Source organism: Jannaschia aquimarina (genome assembly GCF_000877395.1).
GTDB classification, from domain to species: domain Bacteria; phylum Pseudomonadota; class Alphaproteobacteria; order Rhodobacterales; family Rhodobacteraceae; genus Jannaschia; species Jannaschia aquimarina.
Window position 1 is genome coordinate 26,797 of record NZ_JYFE01000050.1, and the last position, 16,087, is coordinate 42,883.

The 16,087-nt window shown below is 67.2% G+C and carries 13 protein-coding genes and 1 tRNA gene; 5 read left to right on the forward strand and 9 right to left on the reverse strand.

The features are described from left to right. Nucleotides 1-71 precede the first annotated feature (71 nt). Nucleotides 72-147: transfer RNA gene (locus tag jaqu_RS14020), tRNA-Thr, on the forward strand. A gap of 199 nt (nucleotides 148-346) precedes the next feature. Beyond that, nucleotides 347-517, forward strand: a complete 171-nt coding sequence (locus jaqu_RS21680; protein WP_161793874.1) for a hypothetical protein — start codon at nucleotides 347-349, stop codon at nucleotides 515-517. 97 nt (nucleotides 518-614) lie between these two features. On the opposite strand, the gene jaqu_RS14030 is transcribed toward jaqu_RS21680, so the two are convergent. The 7 genes from jaqu_RS14030 to jaqu_RS14060 all read right to left on the reverse strand — a co-directional run bounded on the left by jaqu_RS14030 (nucleotide 615) and on the right by jaqu_RS14060 (nucleotide 12,713). After that, the gene (locus jaqu_RS14030; RefSeq protein WP_043919628.1) at nucleotides 615-1,154 is read right to left on the reverse strand and encodes a PqiC family protein; all 540 of its coding nucleotides are present in this window, start codon (nucleotides 1,152-1,154) and stop codon (nucleotides 615-617) included. Nucleotides 1,155-1,212: 58 nt separating this feature from the next. Then, complete coding sequence (locus jaqu_RS14035; RefSeq protein ID WP_052500979.1) at nucleotides 1,213-3,597, reverse strand: MlaD family protein; 2,385 nt, start codon at nucleotides 3,595-3,597, stop codon at nucleotides 1,213-1,215. A gap of 40 nt (nucleotides 3,598-3,637) precedes the next feature. Continuing rightward, complete coding sequence (locus jaqu_RS14040) at nucleotides 3,638-4,273, reverse strand: paraquat-inducible protein A (protein ID WP_043919629.1); 636 nt, start codon at nucleotides 4,271-4,273, stop codon at nucleotides 3,638-3,640. Then, entirely contained in the window at nucleotides 4,243-4,860 is a 618-nt protein-coding gene (locus tag jaqu_RS14045; RefSeq protein WP_043919630.1) for a paraquat-inducible protein A, read from the reverse strand. Before jaqu_RS14045 ends, jaqu_RS14040 begins: the two co-directional genes overlap by 31 nt. Nucleotide 4,861: 1 nt before the next feature. Beyond that, the gene (locus jaqu_RS14050; protein ID WP_043919631.1) at nucleotides 4,862-9,601 is read right to left on the reverse strand and encodes a translocation/assembly module TamB domain-containing protein; all 4,740 of its coding nucleotides are present in this window, start codon (nucleotides 9,599-9,601) and stop codon (nucleotides 4,862-4,864) included. After that, nucleotides 9,601-11,394, reverse strand: coding sequence for an autotransporter assembly complex protein TamA (locus jaqu_RS14055; protein ID WP_043919632.1), 1,794 nt, complete (start codon nucleotides 11,392-11,394; stop codon nucleotides 9,601-9,603). The genes jaqu_RS14050 and jaqu_RS14055 overlap by 1 nt, the downstream gene beginning before the upstream one ends. 116 nt (nucleotides 11,395-11,510) lie before the next feature. Beyond that, the gene (locus tag jaqu_RS14060) at nucleotides 11,511-12,713 is read right to left on the reverse strand and encodes a DUF2254 domain-containing protein (RefSeq protein ID WP_161793875.1); all 1,203 of its coding nucleotides are present in this window, start codon (nucleotides 12,711-12,713) and stop codon (nucleotides 11,511-11,513) included. Nucleotides 12,714-12,775: 62 nt separating this feature from the next. Between jaqu_RS14060 and jaqu_RS14065 the strand changes: the two genes are divergently transcribed. Then, entirely contained in the window at nucleotides 12,776-13,699 is a 924-nt protein-coding gene (locus jaqu_RS14065) for a formate/nitrite transporter family protein (protein ID WP_084629864.1), read from the forward strand. A 30-nt stretch (nucleotides 13,700-13,729) separates the two neighbouring features. Beyond that, nucleotides 13,730-13,945, forward strand: a complete 216-nt coding sequence (locus jaqu_RS14070; protein ID WP_043919633.1) for a hypervirulence associated TUDOR domain-containing protein — start codon at nucleotides 13,730-13,732, stop codon at nucleotides 13,943-13,945. A 16-nt stretch (nucleotides 13,946-13,961) separates the two neighbouring features. Here the strand turns inward: jaqu_RS14070 and jaqu_RS14075 are convergent, their stop codons facing one another. After that, the gene (locus jaqu_RS14075; RefSeq protein ID WP_236687863.1) at nucleotides 13,962-14,636 is read right to left on the reverse strand and encodes a Crp/Fnr family transcriptional regulator; all 675 of its coding nucleotides are present in this window, start codon (nucleotides 14,634-14,636) and stop codon (nucleotides 13,962-13,964) included. A 322-nt stretch (nucleotides 14,637-14,958) separates the two neighbouring features. Continuing rightward, nucleotides 14,959-15,750: a response regulator gene (locus jaqu_RS14080; RefSeq protein WP_043919635.1), complete on the reverse strand. Its 792-nt coding sequence runs from the start codon at nucleotides 15,748-15,750 to the stop codon at nucleotides 14,959-14,961. Nucleotides 15,751-15,858: 108 nt separating this feature from the next. On the opposite strand from jaqu_RS14080, the gene jaqu_RS14085 reads away from it, so the two are divergent. Further along, nucleotides 15,859-16,080 (forward strand): NepR family anti-sigma factor, encoded by a 222-nt coding sequence (locus jaqu_RS14085; protein ID WP_043919636.1) that lies wholly within the window; start codon nucleotides 15,859-15,861, stop codon nucleotides 16,078-16,080. Nucleotides 16,081-16,087 lie beyond the last annotated feature (7 nt).

Here is a 16,087-nt window from a genome sequence, read left to right on the forward strand (position 1 = left end):
TCGCCTGATCAGCGCAATTCGGGGCTGGAAGGGGCCGAACGGCTCTGCTAGAGGCGCCGTCACGGTGGTTGGCCGCTGTAGCTCAGCTGGTAGAGCACGTCATTCGTAATGATGGGGTCGGGGGTTCGAGTCCCTTCAGCGGCACCACCGGAAACCCTCTAAATTGCCGATCTGCTGCGCATTGATGCGCGATTAGGCAGCGTTTTTGTGGCTATCCGACCACGCTGCGACTTCTTGAAGCAACTTTTTGCCGATCAGGTGGAATAATTGCGCATTAGAATTACTTTCATGTCACATTAGTGACGTGCGGACGACAAACCGGTCAATGCAGGGAGGACTGGGTTTCGTGAAGACGTTATTCTATACGCTGTTTTCAGGGCTCTGTTTCGGGCTGACCGCCGCGACGACGGCGTTCTGGCTCGATTATAGCGTCTTCATGATCTGTTTCGCTTATGTCTTGGGCGGCAATGTCGGTGTGCTCGCCGCCGCGGCCCATCGCCTCTTGCTAGACGCCTGACTGGACACAGCCACTTCGGGTGCGCGTGCCTTCGGCGTGATCAAGACGCGTCGCGTCCTTCGGATTTCTGGATTGCACTGAAGGGGCGCGGCAAGCGTCAGATTTGTCGGGCGATCGTCTCTGCCAATTGAAGCCACGCCGCCTCATGCGCGGCGATGATGGCGGGGTATCCCTCTCCAGGGACCGGGGCGAAAAGTTCGAAGGTCTCGATCCGCCCGCCGCGCGTCGCGTCATTGCGGAGCGCGTAGAGACCGGTGAACCGCAACCGACCGTCCGCCTGAACGATCATCGTCTCGACCGTCACGCTGACCTCGATCTCGGGAAACCCGCTCAGGGGCCACGGCTCGGCCGCGACCTGGGCATCGGTGATCTGGTTCAGGTGCCGGGTGAGGGCCACCTGAAGTGCCCGATCGGGCAGGTCGGCCCAAAGCTGGTCCGTATCCGCCTGCAATCCGCCATCGGGCGTCTGGATCGGGATTTCCTGATTGATGGCGTATTCCGGCATCGAGACTTCGTTGATCATCACCGTACGCGCGCGCGCATTCACCCGCAGATCCGAATTGGCCGGGGGCGGCGTGTAATAGAGCGTTTGCCCGCAACCGGCGAGCAGGAAGGCGGTCAGGCAGATCAGGCGCATGGGCGTATTCCCGAAGAGGGTCCGCAGATGAAGTAGGGCAAGTCCCGGCCGGACATGGTCAGCGTCCGAGCAGGAGAGAGTTGGGGTTCCGCTCGATCGTCCGGGAGAGGCTGCTGACATCCTCGGCGGCCCGGGTCGCGGCACGGAGCGTGGCGAACAGTTCCTGCGCGACGCGACTGTCGCTGTCATAGGTCGAAAGCACACCGGTCGCGGAGGTCGTCAAACCCTGAAGCCGGTTCACCAGCGCCGGCAGGTCCTCGGCGGCGATCCGGATCGAGTCAGCGGCGCCGGAGGCCGAGTTCAGTGTCGCGTTCAGGTTGTCGAGCGTGCCGCCCGTTCTGATGGTCTCGATGGTGCGGCGAAGCTCCTGCAAGGTCTCCGAGAGGACGACGGGCACGTCTCCGGCATCGTCGGAGGACAGGAAAGCATCCGCCGTCGTCATCAGGTCCGTGGTCGAATTCACCAATTCATCGAGCGCAAGGGCATTCGCCTTCTCGGTCAGTTGCGTCAGGCGTTCGGCCAGCACCTCCGCCTGTTCCGTCACGCGGCGCGCGGAGGCGGTGAGTTCCGGCAGGTCGGTCGTACTGTCGGCGAAGGACGTGGCCGCCCGCTCGGCGGCATCGAGGGCGGAGGTCAAGGCGCTGGCCGCCTGGGCGCTGCGCAGCTCGGACGTGATCGTGCGCAGGTCTTCCGAAATGACCGGCAGATCCTCGATCAGGGCGCGGATTTCGGGCGCGGCGATGACGGCGCGGGCCTCGGCCAGAAGAGCGCTCGCCTCGTCGGGCAGGGCCTGTACTCCGTCCGAGACGATCAGGCGGTTCGCGCTATCGAGTGCAGAGCGTGCGCTTTCGGAGAGGGCGGGCAGGTCCTCGGTGCCGGCGGCGATGTTCGCGGCGGCGGCTTCGGCGGCGGCGAGCGTGGAGGAGAGCGCGTCCGCCACATCCTGTTCGGCCAAGCGGGCCGTGATGGCCTGGAGGTCGGCGACCGCCTCGCGCACCCCGTTCAGGACGGCCGCTGTTTCGTTCGACGAGACGATGGCGCGGGCGTCGCGGGCGAGACCCTCGCCCTGCTCGATGGCATCCAGCGCGGCGCCGGGCAGGGCACGCGTCTCGTCCGAGCCAGCGATGCGGTTGAGATTGTTCAGCAGGTCCGTGGCCGCGACGATCATCTCGTCCACCGGAAGCTCTCCGATGCGGGCCAGCACGCCTTCGGCGGTCGCGGCCAGCCCCTCGGTATCGGGCTCCACGGTCGGGATAATGGGGGTGTCGGAGATGCCGATCTGGAGGCTGTCGGGCGGCGCGTCCGGCACGTTCACCAGTTCGATCGCCAGATCGCCACCCAGGATCGAGGTCGAGACGAGGCGGGCGCGCAGACCTGTATCGACGAGGTCGCCCACGAAATCGACGCCCTCCAGATCGGACCGCATCTCGGTCAGCCCCATCCGCGTCGGTTGCAGGGCGACCACGGCAAGCAGTTCGACCTGCCGTTGGGGGTCGTCGGGCCGGATGAAGCCGGTGATCGACGCGACCGTGCCGACCCGGACGCCCTGATAGCGGACGGGCGCCCCTTCGGAGAGGCCGGACGACGCCGACGGGAACAGGGCCGAGAACCGGACCGACCGCAGGGCCGGGGCCTCGAAGGTGGAGGCGAGCGCGGCTTCGCGTTCTGGGAAGATGTCGAAGACGGTGCCGGTCTCGATCTCGGTCCCGCCGGAAATCAGGGTGTCGAAGCTGACGCCCCCTTCGAGCAGGGTTGCGACAGAGCCGATATTGAGTTGGACGCCCGATCCGCCCACCGAGACCCGAACGCCGGACGAGTCCCAGAACCGGGTCGCGGTCGAAAGCTGCCGGTCATAGGGCGCGCGCACGAAGGCATCGAGCCGGATTTCGGATCCGTCGGGGGACAGGCGGGGTGCAGACACCTCTCCGACCTCGATCCCGCGGTAGAGGATCGGTGCGCCCGCATCGAGGCGCACATCGTCGCCCGACCGCAGGACGATGGCCGTGCCCTCGACGTTGGGTGGGACGATGGGCGCCCGGTCGTTCGCGACGAATTCGGTTTGCGGATCTCCGATGCGGTTGTCCCAGGTGCCCTCGATATAGGTGCCCGAAAGGATCGTGCTCAGGCCCTCGACACCACGTGCGGTCACCTCGGGTTGGACGATCCAGAACGACGCCGTCTCGTCCAGGAAGGGCGCGATATCGCTATTGACGCGAATATAGACGTTCACGGAGGCCAGATCGGAGGAAAAGCCCACATCCTCGACCACGCCGACGATGACTTCCCGGTAGCGCAGGGTCGTCTCGCCCACGGTCACCCCCGAGGCGTCGGGGAACTGGATCTGGATTACGACGCCGCGGTTCTGCCAGGATTGCCATGCGATCGCGAGCGCGATGAAGATGGCGATGATCGGCACGAGCCAGACGGCCGAGATCGCGGGCATGCGACGGCTCTGCGTCTCTATCGCGGGAGAGGGAGGCGTGTCAGTCATCGGCGATCGTCTCGATCCGGTCCCAAATGGCGCGGCTGTCGAAGCTCATGGCGGACAGCATGGTGAAGATGACCGACAAAGCAAAGCACACCGCAGCGATGCCGGGATTGATCGTCGCGAGCAAGTCGAACTGCACCAGCGCGGCCAGGATTGCCACCACGAAGACGTCGATCATCGACCAACGTCCAATGAATTCGACGAATTCGAACAGGTGCAGCAGCGGGCCGGGCTTGTGGCCGTGGGGTTTGCGGACGATCAGGGCCAGCCAGGCGATGGCGATGAACTTGCCCACCGGAATGATGACCGAGGCGAAGAAGACGATGAAGGCCACGCCGTAGGCCCCCAGGTTGGCCAGGTCGATCACGCCGCCGATGATCGTTGCCTCTTCGGCTCGCCCGACGGTCGAGGTGATGAGCATGGGCCAGATATTCGCGGGGATGTAGAACAGCAGTCCCGCGATCCACCACGCCCAGACCTTCTGCATCGAGGTCGGATCGCGACTGGCGAGGCGCTCGCCGCAGCGCACGCACCGCTCGGCCCCGGCCTCGTTGACCCGAGTGCAGGTGCGGCAGCCCACGAGCCCCGCATCGCGCGCCGTCAGCGCGTGGAATCGTCCAGAGCCGTCCATATGGTGTGCTTGCTCATCTGCGTATCGCCGAGGGCGGTGATGAAGACGATGGCCGCAAAGGACCAGAAGGCCGGACCCATGGTCAGCGTCGCGAGATCCGCCAGCTTGACCAACGCGATGGCGACGCCGACCATGAAGATCTCTGCCATGGCCCAGGGGCGCAGGACCTCGGACCAGCGCAGCGCGCGGCTTGCACCGGGCCAGGGCGGGCGCCCGATCGACAGCGGGAACAGCGACCAGACCAGCAGCGCCAGGCGCGTCACCGGCAGGATGATGATGAAGAGGCCGACCGCGATCGAAAGCGGCGCCATCGCCCCGCTGGAGAAGGTCATAACCGTGTCGAAGACAGAGGCCTTCGACGTGAAGACGCCCTGCCTGAGTTGCAGGAACGGGTAGAACACCACGATCGTCATCAGGATCAGCGATGTCGCCGCCAGCACGACGATCCGCGTGATCGCCTCCGGCTTGCCGGTGCCGAGGACCGTGTTGCAGCGAATGCAACGGGCCCGCCGCCCGTCCGGCAGATCGTCGAGGCGATGCAGCGCGTCGCAGATCGGGCAACAGAGGAGGTCGGCGGAGGGCGTCATCTCAGTAATCCCGCTCGAAGAAGATCCCGAGCGTGGTATCGCCGGCCGCCCCGGTGGTGCCGCGCACCGTGAGGCTTTCGGTGATGTCGAGGTTCAGCGTCACCTCGGCATTGCCCTCCTGATCGACCTGCACGTCGGTATAGACGTTGTCCGAAAGATACTTGCCCGCCCGCAGCGCCGTGTTGCCGTCGGCATCGGTGGTCAGGTCCAGATCGTCCAGCCCGGCATTTCCGCGCAGCGACTCGAGGAGGCCGCCGCTTCCCCGCCCCGCCAGCGTGGCCACCGAGTTGGCGAGTTGCAGCGCCTGGAGCGGCGAGAGCTGGCTGAGATCGCGACCGAAGAAGATGCGGGCCAGCACCTCTTCGTCCGGAAGTTCGGGCGAAGACTCGAAGCGGACCTCGATCGCATCGGCCGGGCCTTCGACGATGATGGAGGCCGTGATACCCTCGGGCCGCGTGATCGCGACAAGGCGGATGAACGGGACCAGATCGCCCTGGAAGCTGATCGAGCCCTCGTCGAGAGTGAAGCGCTGTTGCAGGATGTCGAGCCGGCCCCGGACAAGCTCGAAACCGCCGGCGATGATCGGGTTCGATGTCGTGCCCTGTACCGTGAGGCTGCCGCCGAGTTCCGCGTCCAGACCGCGGCCCCGGATGAAGATGCGCCCCGGTGCGTTGACGGTGATGTCCAGGCCGAAGCCCGGGCCGCCGGCCGCCGCTCCGCCGTTGGCTCCGTTCGACGCCTCGTCCTGGCCGGCCCGTTCCAGCGTGCGGCGCACCGGGCGCGGCGCGTTGACGTGGCGGATCGGCGGCAGGTCCCCGATGGCGGTCAGGCCTGTCGAGGGCACGGCGATATCTGTCTGGCCCAGATTGACGACACCCGCGATCAGCGCACCGCCGGTCAGCGGACCCGTGATCGACAGGTTGCCCTGGACCGGCGCTGTGTAGAGTGACGGATCCTCCAGCACGATGTCGAAATTCGCCGCCAGATTGGCGTTGAAGGGCGCCGACAGTCCGATGGGGCCTTGCACTGACAGCGTGCCGCCCGTCGCGGGACTGGCCGTCAGGCTGACATTGACCTGCCCTCCGCCCAGCGTCACGGTCGCGTCGATATTCTCCAGCGCGTTCTGGAGCGTGGGCAGCGACAGCGCGGCACCGCTGGTCGTGATCGTTCCGGACAGGCCGTCGAGCCCGGGCGCACCCTGCAGCGCGAGATCGAACCGCGCTACGCCCGCGATGCGCCGGGGGGCGATCAGCGCGTTGGCCAGACCAAAAGGCGCTTGCCCGGTGATCGACAGGTCCATGCTGGCCCCCGCCGCGCCCGTGACCTGTGCCGTCGTTCCGGCGGGGCCATTCAGCGTGGCGTCGACAGCCACGCCGTCGCCCGCCTGGCTGACCGTGCCATTGGCGCTCAGCGGTCCGGAGAGGTCGGGGATCAGTGGTCCGATATCGGGGATGTTCAGATCGAAACGGGCCTGTGGCGCGCCCGGCCCGGTCAGCGTGCCGGATGCGGTCAGGTCGCCGCCCAACGGGCCGGAAGCCGACAGGTCGAACGCGTAGGCTTCGCCTTCGCGGAACAGGCGCCCATCGGCGGTCAGCGCGCCCGACAGACCCGGGGCGAGGGCGGCGACGTTGGCGGCGCGCGCCTCGATCGCCAGATCGGCGTTCGGCCCCGTGGCAGGCCCCTCGACCGAGATCGACAGGCCCTGGGCGCCGTTCGCTTCGGCATCGACCACGAAGGCCTCGCCGTCCTGGTCGACCGCGACGTCGAAATCTATGGGACCGCGCAGTTGCGCTGTAATGGCCGATGCGTCGGGGATCTGGCCGGTGGCCTGAACGACGAGGCCGTCCCGCAGATCGACCTGCGCATCGAGCCGCGCGGCATAGGGGCCCGTGCCCGCGAGGTCGATGACGAAGCCGCCTTCTTCCTGCCGCGCCGTGCCCGAGATGTCGGCACCGCCGGGCAAGCCGGGGACGAAGGCCGAAAGACGCGGCGCGTCCAGCGTGAAGTCGACCGAGAGGCTGTCGTCGAGCACGGTCTCGACGGTGGCGACGGCATCTGCCGGCCCATTGGCGCGCGCCTCTATCGCGAGGCCGGCGGGGGTCTGGCGGATCGTGCCGTCCAGCGAGAGAAGCCCTTCCAACCCTCCGGGCAGCGCCGAGAGGTCCGGGATCGTCGCCGCCACATCCAGCGCCGGGGCTTCCTGGCCGGTCAGCGGCCCACGGGCGCGCGCCGTGATCCCGGCGGGCGCATCGACGCGGGCATCGACAACCCATTCGCCGCCGCGCTGGGTCAGAAGGCCGGTCAGGTCGGCCCGGCCCGCCAGCGCGCGCAGCGCGTCGAGGCCGGGCACCACCGCTTCGAGTTGCGGAACGGTCGCGTCGAACTCGATGCGCGGCGTCGGTCCCGTCACCGGCCCGGCGACCGAGGCCGCGATACCGGACGGAAAGGATGCTTCTGCGTCCAGCGTCCAGGCCTGCCCCTGCCGCGCGGCGACGCCTTCGAGGCTGAGCGGGCCCGCCAGCGCCTCGTATTCGGCCAGAGCGGGCACCGGGGCGGACGGATCGGGAACCGTCGCCTGAAAGGCGACGCGCGCCTCCTCGCCCGTGACCGGGCCGCTGACGCGCGCGGTCGTGTCCCAGGGGCCGGACGCATCCGCCTCGACGGACCAGATGCCGCCCCTCGCGAAAGCACGGCCTGCGAGGCTGGCGCCGCCGGGAACGCCGTCGGCATAGGTGGTGAGGTCGGCGACCGAGGCCGAGAACTCGATATCGGGCGCGTCGCCCGTCAGCACACCGGAGGCGCTGATCGTGGTCCCGCCCGGCGCGATCCCGTCCACCGTGCCGGACCAGAGCCCGCCTGCCCCCTGGCTCAGATCGGCGACGAGCGCGATCTCTCCGTCCAGACGCGGGTCGATGGCGGTGCCGTCCGGGATACGCGCCTCGAATGCGGCCTCGCCCCGGCGGCCGTCCTCTTCCTGCGCGGCTTCCCCGAAAATCGCGGCCGAACCGGTGAGCGAAAGCTGCGGGTTCGACAGGTCGAGCCGGTCGAGGAAGGTGCCCTGATCCGTGCGCCGGGCTTGCGTCGCAAGCGTCGTGCGTCCCGTCAGCAGACCGTCGAGCTGTGCGATCCCCGTGGCCAGACCCGAAGCCTCGCCCCCGAGCGACAGATCGAAGGTCGCCGCGACCGGGTCGTAGCTGCCGTCGAGCGTGACCTCCGTGCGGCCGGCGAGGTCCGCGCCCGCAAGGCCCGACAGGCGCGCGAGGTCTTCGATCGTCGCAGCCAGGTCGAGCCCGACCGGCAACCCCTCGGTCCCGGTGGCGATGTCCACGTCGCCGCGCAGCGCGTAGCCGTTTCCGACCAGGGCGATGTCGTCCAGGGTCACGGGGGCGTCCTGTTGCCAGCCGATATCCGTGCGCAATTCCAGATCCGATCCGACGGCGCGTGCCAGATCGGGATCGGCGAAGGCGATCTGCGACAGGGCGGCGCGGAGCGCACCTGTCGCGCTGCGCACCGTGCCGTCGGCGCGCAGGATGCGGCCGTCCGCCGTGATCTGCGCCCCTGCGAGGGTCAGGTCGGGGCGCTCGAGATCGTTCACGGTCACGCTCAGCGACCAGTCGTCCGAGACGTTCGGATCGTAGGAGAGCGACAGATCCGCGCCGCCCAACGTGGTGCGCGCCGTGGTGGGCAGCAGGATCGGTTCGCCCGTCGCCGAGGCCAGCGCGCCGTCCACGTCCAGGAATTCCGGCCAGCCATCGGCGCCCAGCCGCGCCGTCCCCTGGATCCGCAATGCGCGGGTGTCGATACGGAACGTGTCCAGATCGGTGCCGCCGCCCTCACGCAGCAGGCCTTCGGCGACAAGGCCGACATCCTCACCGAAGAAGGCGCGGTAGCGGGGCGCGAACAATTCGGTCACGTCGCCGCCGAGATCGACCTCGAAGCGACGGCCGTCGGGCTGGCCCTCCAAGGTGACCGATCCGGTCAGCCGTGGCTGACCATCCGAGGCGAGCGTGATGTCCGCCGAAAACGCATCCAGCGGCCCTTCGCCATCGACGGTCAACTCGATCGCCGGAGCACCGGGCAGGCCGAGCTGTGTGCTGGCGAGGCCGCCTTCCGCTTCGACGATATCCAGGTCGACGGTCAGCGGTTCGCCGGCGCCGCCATAGGCGATGTCCACCGAGTAGACACCTTGCGGCCCGTCGATCCGCTCGGCCGAGAGCGTGGCGCGCCCCGTTCCGTCCACGAGCTGGGCCGAGGCCTCCAGCGTCAGCGCGACCGCCTCTCCCAGCAGCTCTTCGCCGAGTTCGATGCGCTGCGCGGCAAGCCGTTCGATATCCACCGCGACCGGAAGATCGGGAAGGCTGAAGCCTTCGGCGGCGGCCGGTGGCGGCTCGATCCCTTCAGCCGGCAAGGGCGCACGCTCCAGCCGGATCAGGGCGGCGGTCAGTTCCTCGACCTCCAGCCGCCCGCGCAGCAGCGCGGACCGGTTCCAGTCCAGCACGACATCCTGCAGCACCAGCCAGGTCCCCGCATCGTCCGCGATCCGCAACTCTTCGACCGAGGCCTCGGAAGACAGCGCGCCCTCGAAGCCGTCGATCTGTACGGACAGGCCGGGGGCGGAGAGGTTGTCCTCGATCAGGCCGGCCAGAAAGCCGGGGTCCCGGTCGTCTTCCTGCGCGGCAGCGGGCAGGGCGACGGTCAGCGCCAGCAGCGCGGCGGATGGCAGGCGGCGGAAGGCGGCCATCAGAACGCCTGCCCGATGCCGATGTAGATCTCGACGCCGCCATTGTCGTTGGGCCCCTCGACCGGGACGCCCAGATCGACGCGGATAGGCCCGATCCCGGTGTCGTAACGCAGGCCCAGACCGGCGCCCACATGGCTGTCGCCGCCGGTGAAATCCTCTTCGGGGCTGATCCATCCGGCATCGACGAAGCCAACGACGCCGATATTCTCGGTCACGGCCTGCCGGATCTCGCCCGAAAGGCCGAGGAAGGACTTGCCGCCCACCTCGCGGCCATTGTCCAGTTCCACCGCAAGGTCCTGGAAGGGCTGGCCGCGCACGGTTCCGCCGCCGCCGGAGAAATACAGCCATTCGGGCGGCACGTCCTCCAGGTCCGGGCCCAGCACCACGCCCAACTGCACGCGCGCGGCGATGACGGTGCGGTCGCGGTTCTCGCCGCCGAAGCCCTGGTAGCCACGCAGGTCGGCATTGAAGCGGGCCCCGCCGCCCGCCCGCTCGAACCCGTTGAAGGGACGCAGCGAAGTCTCGATATAGTAGCCGTCGGCGGGGTTCAGCGCCTCGTCGCGCCGATCGTAGGTCGCGCTCAGCGGCAGGGACAGGATCGAGAATTCCCGCTCTCCGAAGGCGTCGTCGGTCTTGGAATAGATATAGCCGAAGCCGTAGCTGTACTCGAACTCGTCCGACACGATCCGCCGCGCGCCGATTTCCAGTTCCAGACGGTCGGTGGTGAAATCGGGTTGGTCCAGCCGCTCGATCTCTCCGGAGGCATAGAGGTCCGTCTCGGCGTTGAAGGTCGCGGGCCGGTTGTAGGAAAAGCCGAGTGAAAAGTCCGCCCCGCCCGTGTCGCCGCCGATCCCCGACACTTCTCCTTCGATGCGCAAACTGTCGGCGAGGCCAGTCAGATTGCGGTGCAGCCAGAAGGCCGACAGCATGAGCCCTTCGGTCGATCCGATCTCGGCCCCGACGCCGAAACGGCGCGGAAGCTGCTCTTCGACGGTGATGCGCATCGGCAGCGTGGCATCGGGGCCGATCTCTTCGGCTTCGACAATGGAGACGGCCCGGAACGCGCCCGTCCTCTGCAGGCGCGCGGCGGCGAGCCGGACCTCCTCCGGGTCGAAGACGTCGCCTTCGCGCAGGTCGGCGATCCGCTCGATCCGGTCGGCCCGCACCCGCTCCGCCCCCTGAACCGAGACGTTCCCGTAGCTCAGGCGTGGCCCAGGGGCGAGCGTCAGGTTTGCGTCGAGGCGGTTGCCTTCGTGGCGCGCGACGAGATCCTGGCTTTCGAGGTCCGCCTTGGCGTGGCCGTCCGCGCGCCAGGCGTCGATGCCGGCAGACACCGTCTCGCGCAGGATCGACGTGCCCGCGGGTTCCCCGGGCGCGAAGCCCGGCGGCAGTTCCGTTCCGCGGGGGACGGGGCCGATCCGGGCCTGCCCGAACAAGAAGCGCGGTCCGGGATCCACGGTGACGACGACCTGGTCCACCGGATCCGCGCCGCCGATCAGGGGCAGAGCGGCGGCTTCGGTGCCGTCGACGGCGATGGAAATGACCGGGCCGAAATGCCCCTGATCGAAAAGGGCGGCGAGGATGCGCGCGTAATCCGCCTGCGCCGCGGCGACGATATCCCGGCGCGTGTCCAACTCGTCGTCATCGACCACTTGCCGCAGGAGCGACGCGTTCTCGACGATGTCGCGAAGCTCGTCCTCGGCCGCCGTCAGCCGGATGGTCAGGTCGGCCGCAGACCCGATCGCGGGGGCGCACAGGAGGAAGACGGCAGCTAGGGTCGCGCGTGCGGACATCGTTACTCCTCGGCCTCCCGGGGGCGGATGTCCGGTCGCCTGCAAACCTTTGATGCAGCGACTTCGTTTGCCCCTCGGACGCGTTTAGCACCCCCCGCGGGACAAGGGAATGCGACTTAGCCCGAGGACAGGTCGCGCATGTCGCGCAGGACGGTTCGCCGCGCCCGCCCGTCACAGCGCGTGGACAGGGCGCGCAGATGCGCGATGAGCGCCTCCGACGCCATCCGGTCGTCGCGCACATAGGGGATCGCGGCGTGAAAGGCGTGGTCGTAGATCGTCTCGAAGGTGAGTTGCGGAAGATGGACGCGGCCCGACTGCTTCGGGTCGAGCCCACCTTCGTATTCCAGCGCCTCGGTCAACGCCGCGCCCAGCCAGTTCAGGCAGGTGATCGCGGTGAAGGGGTCGTTCACGCCGGGGGAAAGGGCGATGCCCGCCATCTCGACCAGTTGATCGGCCAGGAAAGTCAGCGTCTGCGTCTCGGTCGGCTCGCGGCCGATGGCGATGGTGGCGTCGATATCCGAACGGATCTCGTCCCAGTCGGCACTTCCCCAGACCGACAGAAGCGGGGCATGCGGCGTCACGAAGCTGCCGGGCGATGCCTCGACGCGGATGATGAGGTCGTGCTCATCGGCGATTTCCCGCAACTTCGTGACCCCGATCGCCTGGATGTACCCCGCGCCGGGCGGCTCCGGCTGCAGGTCTGGCGCACGGTCCGGGATCTCCGAGGCATCGGCGTCGCGTGCATCCGCCTCGTCGATCTCGGCGCGGACCATGCGGGTCAGCCGCTGGCCCAGCGACGCCGCGATGTTCGAGACGTTCACCGTCTCGGGGACGTGGTGGATGAAGAAGATCATCGCGCCGACCGACACGAAGGCCAGCCCTACCGAGCACAGCACCGGCAGCCGCAGCGATGCCGCCGACACGCCGTCGATCAGGATCAGCGTGGTGAGCGCATGCACGAAGGTCGCCACCATGATGCCCAGCGCCCACTGCGTGCCGCGATCGCGCATGAAGTTGCCGATCAGGCGCGGCCCGTACTTTCCGGCGGCATGGGTGACAGCGACCAGCGTCAGCGAGAACATGACCCCCGCGACCCCGATGACCGCCGCCGCGATGGTCGTCACCAGATTGCGCGCCGCGTCGCGGCCCAGCGTCATCTCCGGCATCCACTCGTCCGATTCCAGCACCCAGGTCCCCCAGGCCAGCAGGACCGCGAGGACCGAAAGGCAGGCCGGGATGAACCAGTAGCTCGCACGGATATCCTGCAGGATCTTCCGCAGGGGCGCGATGGGGGCGGCGAGGACGGAACGATCGGGCATCGGGTTGGAACGCATGGCTTCCCGTCTGGGTTGCATTCGTAGATTGCACGGAAAGGACGCCCATGGATAGTCGCGCCGATCGGAACCGTCCGCTCGAGACAAAGGGGGACGTCCTGTCCGCCGAAGAGATCGAGGAGATCGAGGAGGAGGAGCGCGAGGAGCAGGCCATCGAAGATGCCGGCGGCCTCGCGCCCAAGCTCCTTTTCGAGGTCATCCGCCGCGACGGCGAGGAGGAGTTGAGCCGTCCCCGCCGCAGCCTCGTCTATGCGGGCATCGCCGCGGGGATGATGATCTCCATGTCGGTGGTCGGAGAGGCCATTTTCCGCACCTACCTGCCCGATGTCCCCTGGCGCTACCTGATCGAGAATCTCGGCTATTCGCTCGGCTTCCTCGTCGTGATCCTCGGGCGGATGCAGCTTTTCACCGAGAACACGATCACGACCGTTCTTCCGGTGATCGCCAGGCCGAGCAGGTACATCTTCGGGATGATGCTGCGCCTCTGGGGGATCGTCCTGGCCGCCAACGTGGTCGGCGCCTTCGCGATCGGCGCGTTCTACCGCTTCACGCCGGCGCTCGCGCCCGAACTCTGGCCCGCGATGGACGAGCTGTCGCGCCACGCGACCGGGTTCCCGCCCCTCGAGGGCTTCTTCCGTGCGATCCCGGCCGGCGTGCTCGTCGCGGCGCTGGTCTGGATGATGCCGCAGCGCGAAGGGGGACGGTTCGCGATCATCCTCGCCTTCACCTGGCTCATCGCCGCGGGCGACTTCACCCACGTGGTCGCGGGATCGGTGGAATGGGCCTGGCTCGTCTGGGGCGGACACCTCGGCTTCTTCGAGGGCTTCGCCACCTTCTTCCTGCCGGTCCTTCTGGGCAACATCGTCGGAGGGACGGCCATCTTCACCCTGCTCGCCCATGGGCAGGTGAAGGACGAACTCGACCGGCGGCCGCTGGTCCGGGACGGAACGCGGCGCGCCAAACGGCGTTGAATTTCCACCTGAACTTCAAGGAGATGAGTCATGTCCAGGATCAATGTCGGCGACAAGGTGAAATGGGACTGGGGCAACGGCACCGGAACGGGCGAGGTGACCGAGCGGTTCGAATCCAAGGTGACGCGGACCATCGACGGAAGCGAGGTCACCCGCGACGCGAGCCAGGACGACCCCGCCTTCATGATCGAGCAGGACGACGGCGACCGCGTCCTGAAATCCCAAAGCGAACTCAAGCAGGCCTGACGCGGCCCGCTCCGCCTTAGAGCAGGGGGCGGCGGACCGCCTTCTGCTCATCCACCAGGCCGATCCGGGAAAGCTCGTCGATATCGGTCAACGTAAGCCGTCCGTCGCGCCAGCTCGCGATCTGCTTGGTCCGGAATTTCGCCAGGGTCTTGTTGGTGTGAACCAGGCTCAGGCCCAGCGCATCGGCCAGATCTTGTTGCCGGAAGGGCAGCGGCATGCTGTTGTTTTCAACCAGATCCAGCGCGACGCCGCGTTGCCATAGACGGACCAGCGCCCAAGCCACGGCCTGCTCCGCTGTTCGTTGGCCGAGCGTGGCCAGAGCCTCGCCAAGGAAATGCTCCTCGGTGGCGGCGATCCAGGTCAGATCGTAGGCCCGTGCGGGCGCGTTCTTGAAGAAGTCCCATAGCGCGGCCCGGTCGAAAACGCATAGGCGCATGCGGGTCCGGGCCTCGACGGAATGGCCCATCTCGCCCATCACCGCGCCCTGAAGCCCGATCAGATCGCCGGGAAGGATGAAGGTTAGCACCTGCCGGCGTCCGTTCTCCAGCGTCGTGTGACGTATCCCCATTCCGGACAGCACCGTGAAAAGCTGTGCCGAATTTGCGCCTTCAGTCAGTATCGGCGTTCCCGCTTCCACGGTCAGCTCCCCGACCTTGAAGCGCTGGGTCTGTTCGACCTCGGTATCGCTCATGGTCGCAAAGAACTCTTTCCGACGAAGGGGACAAGCCTCGCATCTTGTCACCATCAATCCGTCCCGGTCGTTTTGCTATGTCACAGTTAAATGCGGGTTTGCGTTTTTCGTTCCATCAGGCTGGCCAATGGGCTGGCTGCTCATCTCGCGCCGCCCGGATGTAGCTCACGTTTTTCGGTTTTGGTTTCCGGCTCGCACCTCGCAATCGCGGGTCGGAAGGTGGAGCCCCGGGGCGGCGATGCGGAACCCGCCGTTCCCGGGGTGAAGCCTTCGGGCAATGAGATAAGACCGCGGTCCGCCATTCGGGCGTCTGCGCGACATATCAGGCGGTCAGCGTTTCGGTCGAGGAGAAGAACATCGCCTGGCTGACTGCCGACCGGACCTGCTCTTGCGTGTACGGTTTTGCAATCAGGAACGCCGGTTCCTTGCGCTCGCCGGACAGAAGACGCTCCGGGAACGCGGTGATGAAGATCACGGGGCAAGAGCCCATATCGGTCATCACCTCGTTGACGGCCTCGATCCCGCTGGAATTGTCGGCAAGCTGGATGTCCGCCAAGATGAGGTCCGGCATGTCGCTGCCGGCCAGATCGACCGCTTCCTTGTGCGTGCGGGCGATCCCCGTCACCCGGTGGCCCATCTCGGTGACCAGCGACTCGAGATCCATCGCGATGATCGACTCGTCCTCGATGATCATGACCTTGCCACAGACCGCGTCTGCCATCTCGGCGCGGGCGAGGCTGACCAGTTCTTCCGCCTCGCTCTGATCCACCTGCATGATCCGCGCGATGTCGGAATAGGTGAATTCCTCGACGGTATGGAGCAGCAGCGCTTCGCGCGTGTTCGGTGTCAGGCGGGCCAAATGCTTCTGGGCCGCGCGCCGGGTGGCGTCTTCTTCCTCTTCCATCGGGGCACCGCTGGTCGACCAGATCCCGTGGAACGTGCGGAAGAGGTCGGTCTTGATTGAACTCGTCTGACCCAGAAGACTGCGGTCCGAGAGGATGGCCTCAAGTGTCGCTGCCGCGTAGTTGTCGCCGCTCGCCTGCGCACCGGTCAGAGCGCGCGCGTACCGTCTCAGATAGGGCAGGGCCCTCGAAATTTCGGCTGTCGTGTCCATGTCCGGAAAATATCCCTCGTTCTTTCCGTGTTTCTCGGAACCAACTTCGGGGGCGGCCGTTGTGTTCCAAGCCATAACGCCGTTTAAGCGGTCGAGACGGGACGCAAGATGAGCCAGGACAAGAAGAAGTCAAATTTGGACGACCTGATCGATGCCAATCTCAGGCGCGTTTACGACTCCGTTCTGAAAGAGGACGTCCCCGACAGGTTTTCGGAGTTGCTCAGGCAGCTCGAGCAGGGAGAGGGCGTGGATCCGGTCGGATCCGACGAAGACGGTGACGTGTCCGATACGCATGGCGGCGCCTCGGATTCCGACGCGAAGGGCGTCTAGAATGGCC

Coding starts and splice junctions, on each gene's coding strand:
- jaqu_RS14030 (WP_043919628.1), bottom strand. CDS start 1,154: ATGCGCCTGATCTGCCTGACCGCCTTCCTGCTCGCCGGTTGCGGGCAA.
- jaqu_RS14035 (WP_052500979.1), bottom strand. CDS start 3,597: ATGCCCGCGATCTCGGCCGTCTGGCTCGTGCCGATCATCGCCATCTTC.
- jaqu_RS14040 (WP_043919629.1), bottom strand. CDS start 4,273: ATGGACGGCTCTGGACGATTCCACGCGCTGACGGCGCGCGATGCGGGG.
- jaqu_RS14045 (WP_043919630.1), bottom strand. CDS start 4,860: ATGACGCCCTCCGCCGACCTCCTCTGTTGCCCGATCTGCGACGCGCTG.
- jaqu_RS14050 (WP_043919631.1), bottom strand. CDS start 9,601: ATGGCCGCCTTCCGCCGCCTGCCATCCGCCGCGCTGCTGGCGCTGACC.
- jaqu_RS14055 (WP_043919632.1), bottom strand. CDS start 11,394: ATGTCCGCACGCGCGACCCTAGCTGCCGTCTTCCTCCTGTGCGCCCCC.
- jaqu_RS14060 (WP_161793875.1), bottom strand. CDS start 12,713: ATGCCCGATCGTTCCGTCCTCGCCGCCCCCATCGCGCCCCTGCGGAAG.
- jaqu_RS14065 (WP_084629864.1), top strand. CDS start 12,776: ATGGATAGTCGCGCCGATCGGAACCGTCCGCTCGAGACAAAGGGGGAC.
- jaqu_RS14070 (WP_043919633.1), top strand. CDS start 13,730: ATGTCCAGGATCAATGTCGGCGACAAGGTGAAATGGGACTGGGGCAAC.
- jaqu_RS14075 (WP_236687863.1), bottom strand. CDS start 14,636: ATGAGCGATACCGAGGTCGAACAGACCCAGCGCTTCAAGGTCGGGGAG.
- jaqu_RS14080 (WP_043919635.1), bottom strand. CDS start 15,750: ATGGACACGACAGCCGAAATTTCGAGGGCCCTGCCCTATCTGAGACGG.
- jaqu_RS14085 (WP_043919636.1), top strand. CDS start 15,859: ATGAGCCAGGACAAGAAGAAGTCAAATTTGGACGACCTGATCGATGCC.